Origin of the sequence: Sphingobacterium sp. ML3W (assembly GCF_029542085.1) — a bacterium.
Classification (GTDB): Bacteria; Bacteroidota; Bacteroidia; order Sphingobacteriales; family Sphingobacteriaceae; genus Sphingobacterium.
Genome location: NZ_CP107036.1, coordinates 2,861,677 through 2,875,455 on the forward strand (window position 1 = coordinate 2,861,677; position 13,779 = coordinate 2,875,455).

The window sequence follows — 13,779 nt, forward strand, 5'->3', positions numbered from 1 at the left end:
ACCCAAAGCGTCGCAAATGCTTCATAAACAATGCGACGCTGCTATACCTTTTTACAATCCTCCCGCGGGTGGTCCAGATGAATTAACTGCAGCCACATTTGTCAGCTTTACTTCCACCTCAAATGTTCCCTCCATCAGGACACGAAAGCCAAAAACTGGGTTAATATTATGGTTAGGATGTCCATCCATTGCTGCAAAGCGCATCGGTATACGGTAATAAATATTGTAATCCCAATTTGTCTTACCATCATTAAATTTTGTGAGCGGAAACGGAGCCACTTCATAATCACATACCAATGCAGTATTCGTTGCAACAACCGGATTAAAACGGACGTGTGATTCAAACGTCGGACGATCTCCCCGTTTGATCACTTGACCAGCACTTGGATCCCATGCACGACCATTTTTATCGACAACTTTTAAGATTACACGTGCCCCCTCGTCAGAGACTTTGGTACAGGTCAATTTGATATTACTATTATAAGCCGGAGTAAATGTTTCAGCGGCATTAGAGCCTGTCAATGAAGCATAAGTCAACTCGAAAACATCCTCCAAAAAAGGTTCGATGACATGGATCTCCGCAAAGGATTTATAGATCTTAGTACCTTTGCGGTTCGTTGCCTGCAAATCAAAAGTATAGACCCCTAGTGGTAAATTTGCAGATGCGCGATTAAAACTAATCTGTCCGCTAATGGGGCTAAATTCCATCGGAGTTACCTGCTTGGTTTCCCGCTTTGCTCTCAGCAGAGCGACCGTTGTATCCGTTGCCGCATTGAAAGTCATGCCTTCCTTAAAAACTTCAATTTCGTACATTTTTGAGAATTCCTCAGGTGCAGGCTCCCCCGTCAACTTATTCCGCAGGTTTAACATTTTAAATTCAAATGGCGGAGTCGATCCATCTGCATTGATCCGATCCGAAAGTGTGAGCGTCATCCCACGCTTACAATAGATCACACTGTCCCGATAGCGAATGGTATCACTTAAAAACCCTTCCTCTATTTTTGAACAGGAGGAGATGATTATACCGATCATTATTCCCAATAGGATCGTGTACCTCGTTATAGTATTCATTTTCATTAGCGTATATTTTTTTAAACCCCTCCCCATTAGTTAGAAGCCATTTTTTCTTTATTAAAAAATAAACGATGATCACCGTGCAACACGTGTATCACACCCGTAGTCGTGATAATTCCTGAGGTCTGTACATCTACACGCACATCCCGCTCTGCTTCCGGAATCGCATTCTGGTTTGGTTCTTCCGAATCCAGCGTTCCATTCACTTTCGTATAATATAAATAATCAACAAAATCAACATAAGAGCTATAATCTCTCGTTCGTCTCAATCCCAACTGAAATCGAACAGCAGGCATAGGGCCAAACAAATTGGCAAAGTATGCACCATTCACATCCAGCTTATTACGCTCGATCTTTCCTTTAAACATATATATCTTCAGCGAATCCAATCTTTTTGGATCAATATCATCAATGCTAAAGGAAATATTTTCATCGCCCACCTCAGCGATACGCTGTTGTTTTTTAGCACTCACATACTCCGCTACCCCCCAATTTGTTGTCGCATAAAAGGTGATATCACTGTTCACCAGCTCTTTTAAGTTCGCACGATCAATGATCCGCACCAAAGAATCAAATTTTGGATGCGATGCCAGATAATCATAGGTGGTCATATTTACTTTCGCTTGATGAACACCGCCGTCGTTGATGTAATCGTTTTTCGAGCATGAGGTCAATACCTGAAAAAACAATAGGGCAAATAATAGATATGCACAGGTCTTTTTTATGATTGTAGTCATTATTTCTAAAGATTTTAAGTTGCTAATGATGTCATTAAATCTTTCCACGCCAGTATTCGGTCTGAACCAAAAGTCTATTCTCGCTAAATAAACGAGGATCTACTGGCCAGAAAAAACCACCTTGTTTAAACCTGGCCTCGCTCAGCCAAGTGATATGATCCGAGTAGGCCCGCGTGCGAATCATATCGAAAAATAGATGACCTTCCAGATACAGTTCTTTTCCGCGTTCGATCATATATTCTTTCATCACTTCCGTTTTGGCCAGCCCCGGTTTTAACAGACTCGAAGGATCAGCGCCATAGCGTGTTCTTGATGCATTGATGATGGTAATTGCACGATTGGGATTATTTTGGTAGAGGGCTATTTCCGCCTGCAGCAATTTGATATCGCTCAATCTAAACAAAATCAAATTATTACTATTATAAGGTTCAAGTTGCTGTCCCGGGTTCCGAAAGACAATATTGCTATATTTAATACATACCGGTTTATCCGTCGTATAATTGACAAAATTATTTTTGAAGCGTACATCCAACGTATCAAGACCTCGGGTTTGTACAGTTTCCCAGACCCATTGCCTGATATCTTCATGCCAGACCCAATCCTCTTTCTCTTCGATCTTGTAAAAATGACTGCTTAAATAAGCCGGTTTGGTAAAAAAATCGGCTGTTGCAGCATAGGTCGGAATATAGTTATTATTCAAAAATTTCATCCCAATATGTGCGCTCGATCCTTCTAAGGTATTTTCACTGACATTTAGTTCAAAAATACCCTCACTCGATCTTCCTTTAAAAATATCCGCATATTTGGCGGTATCTGCAAGTGTATACCCACCTTGCGCGAGCAAGGTATTGATGGTCGTATCAGCACGCGTTACATCATCCATTATCGGTGTATTTGATGCTAGATCTGTTGTTGTCGCCCGCCAAAGATACAGGTGTGCCATTAGCGCATAAGCCGAACCTCTATTTGCTGTAACAGCGCGTTCTGCCGCTGTTTTATAGCCCCAACTCAATAAGTCTATTGCATGACGGCAATCCTCCTCGATCTGTTTCATGACCTCAATGCGGGAGCTACGCCCCAGATGAGGTGCACTGATCGGATCGTCATATGCCGCTGTAACAAGGGGCACATCACCCCAAATTTTGGTCAACATGAAATAAGAAAAAGCCCGAATAAAATAAGCTTGTCCCATAATTTTTTTTCGGAAAGCCTCCGGATCTGCCTGTTCTAAAATCAAGATATCATTCGATACCAAAGGCATTTCTTTGAGAATGATATTTGACATGGCTATTGTTTTATAAAATACGGTCCAATTGCCATAAGACTGTGCAAAATAATTGCTGGTCCAATTTCCTTTTCCAATTTCCGGGTGACTGTAGCTATCCCGATTGATACCGATATAAATATCCGGCGTCATGTCCCCGTAGATATAATACCGATTTCCAACGCCATAAAAACCATCCATCAAGGCATTTCTCAACAGCGCATAATTACCCGCTATAGCAGTTTCTCCTGCTTTTGGATCTTTCCAATACACCTCTTTATAGGTGGAATTTCGAGGCTCTTCTTCCAAAAATTTGTTGCATGACATCGTGCTCAAGCCGATAGCGACAAGAAGAACCCATTTCCAATAATTGATTATAAATAATGTTTTCATGACTCTCTAATTAAAATTGTAACTCTACACCAAAGGTGAACTTCCGCGGGATAGGATAACCATTACCTTCATATTCGCCATAATAATTTACAGCCTCGGCATCCGGCAATCTTTTCGAACGCTGGAACATCAGTAGATTATCGACGATACCATACATCCGAATACTTTTCATTCCCCATCCCGATACTAAACGATTAGGCAGACTGTACGAAAGACTCACACTTTTCACTCTGAAATAGTCGCCTTTATCCATGAAAAATGTTTGACCAGCAACAGTATAATAACGCCAAGACCCTAAAGGGTAAGCCGGATAATCTGCGCGATCACCCGGCTGTCGCCAGATATTGATCTTACTAAAATCTGGTGTCGCATACTGCGCAAAACCACTGGTTGAATTGGTTGCTGCACCATTCTCAAATAGGTCCGATTGATACAGATTGAGCACATCCCTGTCGAACAAAAAGGTGAAAAGTACCCCAACATTAAAATTCTTCCAGGTCACATTATTTGTCCAACCACCCGTGAATTTAGGGTTTGGATCACCCAGCGGAAGTTTGTCAGGGTTGATGCCATCATTGAACGGATCGATCATGTAGTCTCCATCCACATCTCTGATCCACATATCACCCGGCGCATAGGGGCTTCCACCAGCATTAAAACGGTCACCTGTCAGAGGATTGATCGGAATATCGTTCAGTGTTGAGTAGATTCCTAAAGTTTGGTACAAGTAGAAGGTATTGATCGGGCTACCCACCGATAGAATATGGGCTTTATCAAAACGGGAACCGGCGACCACCAGATCCCGGCCCGAATTAGGAAGATTCATAATTTTATTCCGCACATAGGAAACATTCAGGCGACTGAACCACTGAACAGGGCTGGTCCTTGGAAGCGGATTGGCCATCAAAACTACCTCCGCACCATAATTACGTACGCCCACCGAATTGGTCAATGCGCGGTCATATCCGGTTGTAACAGGGAGGGCCACGTCAAATAAAGATTGTTTATTTTCCTTATTAAAAACGTCCAGTGCAAAAGAAAAACGACCGTTGGCAATCTCTCCGTCCAGACCAATATTCCATTGCGTAGAGCGTTCCCAGCTGATATTAGGCTGCGCCACCCCATCCACCAGATTAGGTGTGATGGCGGTAACACCATTATAGGAAGTTGCATTGTCATTTCCCCAAAAATTTCCAGCATTGACCCTGTAAAGATTATACTGTAGATAATTATTTCCTGGCAATCCACCTGTTGTGCCCAAACTGGCACGGAGTTTTAACATGGAAAACGGGGACTGCCCGTCTTTCATAAAAGATTCTTCCGAAATGAGCCATGCAGCCGATGCGGAAGGAAAATACCCCCACTTATTGCCCTTCCCAAAACGAGATGATCCATCGCCACGTATACTGGCTGATAGTAAATACCGCGAATCATAGTCATATGCGAGCCGCGAATAAAAAGAAGCCATGCTGTAAGCCTGATAATCCGAAAAAGCCGTTAGATAACGTTGCTGAAATCCTTGTATGACTTTAATTTGGTCCGAAGCACCATTCGAAGCACCAGCCCCTACTGACCGGTATTGATTATATTCCAGATCACTTCCCAAGATCATGCTCAGGTTATGTTTATTAACTTCTTTATTATAACTAAAATAATTAGAAGACAACACGTTGACTTGGTTATCGGAAAAGACATCCTGTCTGTTGCCGGTAAAATTAGCCACTGACGAAGGTGTGCTGACATCACGTCTACTGTTTGAATAGATATAAGAAGTTTGGGACGTAAATTTCAGTGCTTTTGAAAAATCATACCCAAGATTCAGGTTGAATGTAAATTGATTGCCCGTATTTACATCCGAATCATCGTTATACATTCCGAGGAGATAATTTTTTCGCGTCTCGCTCAGGTTAAAATAAGATGCCGGCGTGTATCGAGCCGTCACACCCACTCCGCCACCGCCAGCCCGGGTACGTTCTGTTCGCGAATAAGCAACAATCGGATTGATCATCAAGCGTTCATGCAGTGCTTTGGACATTAAATTCAACCGTGTTGAATAGCGCTTAAAACCTGTCGCTTTGACAATTCCCTTCTCATCATATAATCCGGCACTGAAACGATAATTAGATCCGCCCGGGCCGCCGCCACTCAAGCTCAGATCGGCATTGTTCACCATTCCTTTCCGGTAGTACATGTCCTGCCAATCGGTTGATCCATTAAAAGCCGGGTTTAAACTATCCGTAAGCAAAAAAGATATATTTCTATTATCGATATCGGGACGATATTGCTGTAATTCTTCCAAGATGCGCATTTTTTGCCTTCTCTCTTCCGCTCCCAATGCCACATCCCGCAACTCGGGGCGTTGTGTCAATCCCGTATAGGCCGAAACCATCACCTGTGGCTCCCGGCTGATACCTTTTTTGGTCGTGATCAGGATCACACCACTGGAAGCTCTTGATCCATAGATTGCAGCAGCCGAAGCATCTTTCAACACATCGATACTTTCGATGTCCTGTGGATTTATTCCAGCGATAAAATTTGTACCCGTTCCCGTTACCGGAGAAGTGTACTGTTGTGGTGGTTGCGGAACACCATCAACGACATACAAGGGTGCATTTCCGACACTAAATTCATCGTACTCCCGATTTAAGCTTGTATTTCCACGTACTTGAACCGTGGGAGATGCGCCGGGTTCGCCAGTAAAGTTCTGGACATTTACCCCCGATAAACGCCCCTGAAGGAGTTGGTCAAAACTTGCCGCTGGAAGGTTCGCCAATTCTTTTCCTGAAATACTAGAAATCGCCGCGGTAGCTTTCTTTCTGGAGACTTTCTGATAACCGATGACAACGGTTTCATCTAAGGTGGAAAATGTCGTGTTCAATTCAAAATTGAGTGGCGATTCCGAACCGACTTTTAGGCGCTTTGATTCATATCCAATCAAGCTTGCCTCGATAACATCTCCTGGCTTTGCTACCATCGTAAACCCTCCTTTGCTATTGGTTTGTGCACTGATCTGCGTGGACAAATTTCTCAGCGTAGCTCCTACCATTGCACTTCCCGAAACATCCCGAACCACGCCTGTTACCTGTTGCGCAAATAAATCAAACGAAAGGAAAACCACGAGGACCAATAAAAGACCTGCGTTTTTCATAATTAATTAATTTGGTTAATTGATATTAGTTGTTAATAGATATTCGAAGATAAAGTAGAAGCAGGTCTGATTTCAATCCGAATTTAACCAATCACACTTCGATTGTGACCAAAAATCTAGCATGGGAAAGAAATAATAAAGGGGCACTTCGCCAAGCAAAGTACCCCTCAAAATTTTTAGTATATATTGCAATTATTTCAATGTGACATCCAGATAAACCGAGTGTCGTCCATAGGTATCATAGAATGGTTTAAAATCAACCCCATCGATCTTGAACGCTAAACGTTGTGGGTCGCCGGTAATAGACTTGCTGATATCTTTCGCATCCAGCGTCACTTTACGCCAATCTTTTCTCGCCTCGGATTCTTGAGCCGCTAACAAGATCGGACCATAAAATAAGCTGGCAATATTCTGTTGATCCATGACCGGATCTAAATGAAATTGGAAAGGCATTTTCAGCGTAATGCGATCGCCATTCTTCCAGTTGCGGCTCAATTTCAAATAAGTACCCGGCTCTGCCTTTACTTTTTGATCTTTACCGTTGATCGTTACATAAAATCCTTTGGTTGCCCAACTCGGTACACGGACATGAAGATCAAATTTGCCGTTCCCTTTTATGGTCAGCTCAGTCTCGTCTTGTTTTGGAAAGCTCGTTTTCTGCACTACGGTCACTTGACGTTCAGTCCATTCCAAAGTAGAAGGAATAAATAGATTGACATATAAAGCCTGATCATCCTTGCTTTTAAAATAAATACTATTTTGCAATTTGGTACTACTTTCAATTGCGGTACCATTACAACAGGTAAAGCCCGTCATATTGGGATTACCAAATTGCTTGATCGCACCGGGCCTTAACGGTACATGGTACGTATTGGCCGGGGTATTTTCGGCAACAGAAGCCAAAATATGGTTATACAATCCGCGTTCGTAGTAATCCATATATTCGGCGCGTTGATCAAAAAGAAACAAGTTGCTCGTTAATTTAAGCATATTATAGGTCGCACAGGTTTCATTCTGTCCACCTTCGGAAAAACCATTTTCATATAAGGTGGCTGGTTCTGCGGTAAACACCTCTGCATTGGCCGGATTGCGCGCACCGGCAACGCCACCTATGCTGTACATGTAATCATTGACAGCTTTGTACCAAAAATTGTCTGCTACCCGATAGTATTCCGGAAGATTGGACACCTGATATAGCTCGATACTACCCACAATTTGTGGAATATGCTGATTGGCATGCAACCCACGAAAAGTATCGACATTTTTCGCCAATCCATGTGTATGCTGCGCATTGCCAAAGAACATATCGATATTATCAAACAATTGCGCTGTCTTCAAATAATGGTCCTTATGGGTGATGCGGTACAGATGTGCCATTGTCTCATTCATTCCTCCAAATTCGCCAGCTATGTATGTATTCCATACTTTTATCAGCGTATCTTTAGGCAATTGACTAAGACGCGCATGCACCCAGTCTGCCATTCCTGTTGCCACTTGAAGGGCCTTTTCATTGCCACTTACTTCATAGATATCAATTAATCCGGCCAAAATTTTATGCAAGGTATAGTAAGGAGCCCAGACTTGCGTTTTCTGCCCCCCGTATTTCGCACCCTTTTCCAACATTATAAATTGATCGGGCGGATACGCGCTGATATAGCCTAAACCCCAATTCCAATAATCCGTACGGATACCTTCGTGGCTCAGATCCGAGTCATAGGTTGATCTGCCCGGACCATAAGGTACAGCTGTCGGATCCGCCACTGCCACAGCTCCTGCTTGCTGCGGTTTACCCGACAATTGTGCCAGTTCGTAAAGCGTATTGACCATATAGGTCATTTTCTCTGCGAAATTTGCCTGCAAAGTTTTATCATATCCCGTACTTGCATAAGCCTGTGCGATAGCCGTCAAATAGTGACCTGTTGCATGTCCTCTAAGTTTGGTGTCCTGACTATCCCATACCCCTAAAGGTTTAGCCCCTTCAGGCTGCGGTTTACCAAATGCATCACGAAACATATAGAGAAAAGAATTGGGATCAGTGGCCGCCAAGGTCTTGATAAATTTATTCCGATTTTCAATAAATTTTGTTTCTTGATTTTGCGCATCAGCTTGCAAGGAAACCTGACTAAGATCAAAAGCTGCTAATTTCAAACGTGGTGCAGTAGTCTTATTGCCCCCCTTAACAGTTACGATCGCTTTAGGCTGTAAATTTGTTCCGGGAACTCGTCCTGTAATCGTATATCGGCCAGCTTCCAAGACCGTACTGTTGTCGTTTGGCGAAGGCCACAATACCCTGACTTTAGGGCCAACCATCTCCTCTTTATATATTCCCTTTACATAACTTGGTAAACGTGGTAAATCTCCCAATGCTGTTTCCACCTGCACATCTGGCACAGCAACTAAGTAAGCATTATAGAGTTGCGTTTGGGTCAATGGAAACTCAGGTAAGTTATCCTCCACTTTGGTCACATTTACGGAGCGATTACTTACTCCACGTTGCGAATTGGTATAAATTCCAGTAAGCTGATTTTTACTTAACGGAACACGATAGATCCGAAAATCATGCAACATACCATCCAATGTCGGCGATCCTGCCAGCAGTGATTTTCCAATATACAACTTATTCTTATCGCCGGATGATCCAAACACTTCGGTCAACTCACGCGGGATCTGCTGCGATTCACCAACAGGCACAGCATCCACATAAGTCATCATCTTCTTAGCTGGAATATCCACCACAATGGTCAAGTAAACCCACTTATTCAACAGTAATGCTGGAGAAACAGCACCTTTTTGATTATTTTTGCCTGCAGTAATTAAACTTTGAAAACCATCTTGAAGGTTTGTTCCAAAAGGAGCGGCAAAGAAATGTTTATGCACATCCTTTCCAAAGTCAAAAAAAACTTGATCTTTTTTTTCCGAACGAAGATACACCCAGCCCGAAATACTCAACGACTCCATATCGGTTAGTGCGTCAGCAGGGATTTGGATAAAATCATTTTTCTCACCCGATAGTGACAGCACTTTTCCAAACCGCTTGTCATTGATAAATGAAACATCCCGACCAGCTATAGCATGCAAATTATTCCGAGACCAATCTTTCAGATTTCCATCAAATACATATCGTGCGATCATTCCCGTTTCTCCGATTCCATCCAATATCTGATCACCACTTTGCGCCTGCACTGTGCTGCCCCCTTTAGATAGTATCGTGACAATGAGGATAAAACGTAAAAAAACTTTATAACTTTTCATTGATGTATCATTACTGTGAGCTCGCAAGCTCGGTTTAAATTCTATTTTAGCTTAAACGGCAAGCAAGAAGATTTGAACAGTTTATATCTTCCTAGACGATCGGCATGACTGTACGATGTTCTTGCTTCCGTTTGAGAACTCTTGCTCATCTTTATACCTTCGTTAATAAGTATTCCAAGCCGGGGGCTCTACCCCGAGCAAGTGTTTCACGAAATAATCGCGACGTTTCTTTTCTCCAAAATCACCACCAGAAGCATGTCCCATTCCCGGAACCATAATGAAATCATGATCTTTACCATGTTTGATCAACTGATTGACAAACTGGTAAGTCGAGGCAGGATCCACATTATCATCCAATTCACCCACGATCAATAGCAACTTCCCTTCTAATCTATACGCATTTTCGATATTAGAACAAGCGGCATATTCAGGTCCTATTGGCCAGCCCATCCATTGTTCATTCCACCATATTTTATCCATACGGTTATCGTGACAGCCACAAGATGAAACCCCTACCTTATAAAATTCAGGGTGAAACAAAAGAGCGCCAGCAGAAGACTGTCCTCCGGCAGAAGTACCATAAATACCGACTTTTTCGATGTCCATAGATGGATATTTAAGCGCGGCAGCCTTCATCCAGGCAATGCGATCGGGAAAACCTGCATCTTTTAGATTTTTCCAGGCCACATCTTGAAATGCTTTCGAGCGATTAGATGTTCCCATTCCGTCAATCTGCACCACGATAAACCCCAGTTCAGCAAGCTCGGCGAGTCCCGAAGGATTAGCTGAAAATGATTTCGGAACAAAGGCGCTATGTGGGCCTGCATAGATATATTCGATTACAGGATATTTTTTATTCGGATCAAAATTTCGTGGACGGACAATAATACCCCAGATCTCTGTTTTACCATCTCTAGCAAGCGACTTAAACACTTCAGGTTTGCGCCATGCCGTAGCCTCCAAATCCGAAATATCTGCTTGTTCCAGATTCATGACGACCTGTCCGTCAGCTACCCGACGTAATACGGTCTGCGGAGCCTCGTCAACGCGAGAGTATAGATCGACAAATAAAGAATGATCAGGATTAAATGTTGCCTGATGATTGGCTGGTTCCGGAGTAAGTTCTTTCAAGCCCTTGCCATCAAAACCAATTGCATAATAATGGATTAGATACGGATCCTCATCCTTATTCATGCCACTTGCCTCGAAAATAATCTTTTTGTTATCCTCATCCACGTTGACAACTTTACGCACCACCCAATTTCCTTTGGTAATCTGCTGTTTCAATGTCCCCGTTTTAGCATCAAATAGATACAGATGATTCCATCCATCACGTTCCGAAGCCCAAATGATGTCCGCTGTTTTTTTGAGATCATTGCGGTATTTCTTTCCGCTATAATCAATAAATGTAGCACTGCGTTCTGAAATAATGGTTTTCGTTTTTCCGTCCACAGCACTCAATTCCATCACATCGTACCGTTGATGGCCACGCTGGTTATATTCAAATGTGATTCCACTATTATCCGCCTTCCATACCAGTGCAGACAATGAAAACTGATTCGCTACCTGAGCAGGATCTACCGTTATCACCCGCCCCCCGATGACATCAATAATCGTTGGATAATATTGTGACAAAGCATCTCCAGGTTTATTATAGTCTCTGGTCTGTAATTTAGGTTGCAATTGATCTGTCGGCGAAGACTCCAATAAAGTCAATTGTCTGATTTCAGCCTTCCTCACTTTTGAAGCAGCCAATTTTTTTGAATCATTGGACCATAGGATACGGGCGCTATAATATTCCCCGGGACTGCCATCAAAAGTCAACTGCCGCTCACTTTTCGCATCCCCTTTTTTACTGCTATATACATTACTATTTTTAATATAAGCAGTATATAACTTATCGGGCGAATCTACAGATTCACCTTTACTATCATCCCAGCGTGCTCCCCAGTAGCCACCTGATCTACGGTCAGCACCTGTCATTGCGATATCTCGCGTTTTGCTCAGCTTATTTTCCGTCGCATTCCACTTCCACACTACTTTCTCTTCCGTAAACTCCACCTCGTTTGCCGTCAACACTTTCAGATCCCTTCCCCACAAAACGCTTAATTTCACTTCTTTACTCAGCTGAGCGGATAGCTGTTTTTCAATCACAGCAACATCGGTAGCACTTTTTTTTCTGTTAAGCGCATCCACCAGATACAAGCTTCTCGTACCGTTTTTCTGATTCACCCAATAGCAAAAACTATCTCCTTTTTCAGACCAAATAATCTGTTGCGGCACTTGATAGACCTTGCCGAATGAGCTTCTGATCTCTTTGGCCCGTTTATAATCCGCCAATGTCCCCTGTGCCATTGTCGTAAGCTGTAATAGCAGCACTAAAACAGCCGTTAATGTTAACTTCATATCTGTTATTTTTTAAATCCTATATGTTGATCTGCCTCCCCTTGCGTCCAGGCAGGATTAAAAATAAGTAAGTTTATGTCTTTACTTCTTTCTGTTTCACAAAATAATATAATGGAATCCCCAAAAGCGTGATGATAATGCCCGGCCAGGTAAATTGCGGTTTATAGATAACCAACAAAATAATAAACGAGATCCCCATCAAAATATAGACGGCCGGTATAAAAGGATAGCCAAATGCTTTATACGGCCGCGGTACAGCGGGGCGCTTATATCTCAACCAAAAAATTCCGATGATGCACAACACATAAAACATGACAACCACACAGGTTATCATATCCAATAAATCGCCATACTTACCTGTTAAACACCATATTGAAGCTATCACCGCCTGTAACCATAACGCGTAAGCCGGTACAGCATTCTTATTTAGGGTCGCTGTCCTCTTAAAAAACAAGCCATCCTTAGCCATGGAATAATAGATCCTTGCACCAGCCAGAATCAGTCCGTTATTACAGCCAAAAGTGCTGACCATAATCATGATCGCCAAGATGGCGATTCCAACGGGACCGAAGATTTCTTGCGCCACGAGCATAGCCACGCGATCTTTAGGCGCACTGGCCATTTGCTCAATCGTCAATACACCGGTATACATCAGATTGGTCAAAATATAGATCACGGTTACAATCAGGGTACCTAAAGCTAAACTCAACCCAATGTTACGTTGCGGGTTCTTGATTTCACCTGCTACAGCGGAAGATGAATGCCAGGAATCGCTGCTGAACAATGCCCCTACCAATGCCGCAGATATGGCTCCAAATGCACCAAAAGTAGCGTAATTTGATGTCGATCCATCCACATTTAATCGCTGTAGATTCCACATACGCCCTGAAGACCAGTTTTGATTCCAGACCTCCAGATCGAAAGCCGCAAAACCGAAAATGACCAACAGTACCAAACTTAATATTTTGATCAATGTCAGTACTGTCTGTACTGTTTTACCGTTCTTTACACCGCCGGTATTAATAAAGGTGAGCAGCAAAATAACAGCGATAGCCAACACTTGAGCAGATGAAATATGATAGTTTCCTATCACCAGCAAATAAACATCTTCATCCAGTACCGGAAATAAATAAGCTGTAAACTTAGCGAAAGCCACCCCCACAGCTGCAATCGTAGCCGTTTGGATCACAGCAAAAAAAGTCCATCCAAACGTGAAACTGACCACCGGCCCATAGGCTTCTTTAAGATAAACATACTGACCACCAGCTTTCGGAAACATGGCACTGAGCTCGCCATAACTCAAAGCGGCGGCTAAAGTCATAAATCCGCAGATCAACCACACCGCCATCAGCCAACCGGCAGAACCTGTATTGCGGGCGATATCCGAGGATACAATAAAGATCCCTGAACCGATCATACTTCCGGCAACGAGCATCGTTGCATCCAATAAACCCAATGACTTTTTGAAATCTTGACTATTTTCCTGATTGCTCATAATTTAGGGT

Annotated in this window: 7 protein-coding genes; all 7 read right to left on the bottom strand. The window is 42.8% G+C overall.

What is annotated here, in order from left to right; translation table 11 throughout:
- Positions 1 to 51: 51 nt before the first annotated feature.
- The gene (locus OGI71_RS12285; protein WP_282255757.1) at positions 52 to 1,077 is read right to left on the bottom strand and encodes a DUF5007 domain-containing protein; all 1,026 of its coding nucleotides are present in this window, start codon (positions 1,075 to 1,077) and stop codon (positions 52 to 54) included.
- Between the two features lie 29 nt (positions 1,078 to 1,106).
- Positions 1,107 to 1,811, bottom strand: a complete 705-nt coding sequence (locus OGI71_RS12290; RefSeq protein WP_282255758.1) for a hypothetical protein — start codon at positions 1,809 to 1,811, stop codon at positions 1,107 to 1,109.
- A 34-nt stretch (positions 1,812 to 1,845) separates the two neighbouring features.
- Positions 1,846 to 3,468, bottom strand: a complete 1,623-nt coding sequence (locus tag OGI71_RS12295) for a RagB/SusD family nutrient uptake outer membrane protein (RefSeq protein WP_282255759.1) — start codon at positions 3,466 to 3,468, stop codon at positions 1,846 to 1,848.
- 10 nt (positions 3,469 to 3,478) lie between these two features.
- Complete coding sequence (locus OGI71_RS12300; RefSeq protein ID WP_282255760.1) at positions 3,479 to 6,616, bottom strand: SusC/RagA family TonB-linked outer membrane protein; 3,138 nt, start codon at positions 6,614 to 6,616, stop codon at positions 3,479 to 3,481.
- A 192-nt stretch (positions 6,617 to 6,808) separates the two neighbouring features.
- Entirely contained in the window at positions 6,809 to 9,868 is a 3,060-nt protein-coding gene (locus tag OGI71_RS12305; protein ID WP_282255761.1) for a beta-L-arabinofuranosidase domain-containing protein, read from the bottom strand.
- A 162-nt stretch (positions 9,869 to 10,030) separates the two neighbouring features.
- Positions 10,031 to 12,274 (bottom strand): prolyl oligopeptidase family serine peptidase, encoded by a 2,244-nt coding sequence (locus OGI71_RS12310; RefSeq protein WP_282255762.1) that lies wholly within the window; start codon positions 12,272 to 12,274, stop codon positions 10,031 to 10,033.
- Positions 12,275 to 12,347: 73 nt separating this feature from the next.
- A complete protein-coding gene (locus OGI71_RS12315; RefSeq protein WP_282255763.1) occupies positions 12,348 to 13,769 on the bottom strand; it encodes an amino acid permease in 1,422 nt (473 codons plus the stop codon).
- Positions 13,770 to 13,779: the final 10 nt, after the last annotated feature.

Bases quoted from the DNA above. Each gene is read 5' to 3' on its own strand.
- OGI71_RS12300 (WP_282255760.1), bottom strand. From the start codon at position 6,616: ATGAAAAACGCAGGTCTTTTATTGGTCCTCGTGGTTTTCCTTTCGTTT.
- OGI71_RS12295 (WP_282255759.1), bottom strand. From the start codon at position 3,468: ATGAAAACATTATTTATAATCAATTATTGGAAATGGGTTCTTCTTGTC.
- OGI71_RS12285 (WP_282255757.1), bottom strand. From the start codon at position 1,077: ATGAAAATGAATACTATAACGAGGTACACGATCCTATTGGGAATAATG.
- OGI71_RS12290 (WP_282255758.1), bottom strand. From the start codon at position 1,811: ATGACTACAATCATAAAAAAGACCTGTGCATATCTATTATTTGCCCTA.
- OGI71_RS12305 (WP_282255761.1), bottom strand. From the start codon at position 9,868: ATGAAAAGTTATAAAGTTTTTTTACGTTTTATCCTCATTGTCACGATA.
- OGI71_RS12315 (WP_282255763.1), bottom strand. From the start codon at position 13,769: ATGAGCAATCAGGAAAATAGTCAAGATTTCAAAAAGTCATTGGGTTTA.
- OGI71_RS12310 (WP_282255762.1), bottom strand. From the start codon at position 12,274: ATGAAGTTAACATTAACGGCTGTTTTAGTGCTGCTATTACAGCTTACG.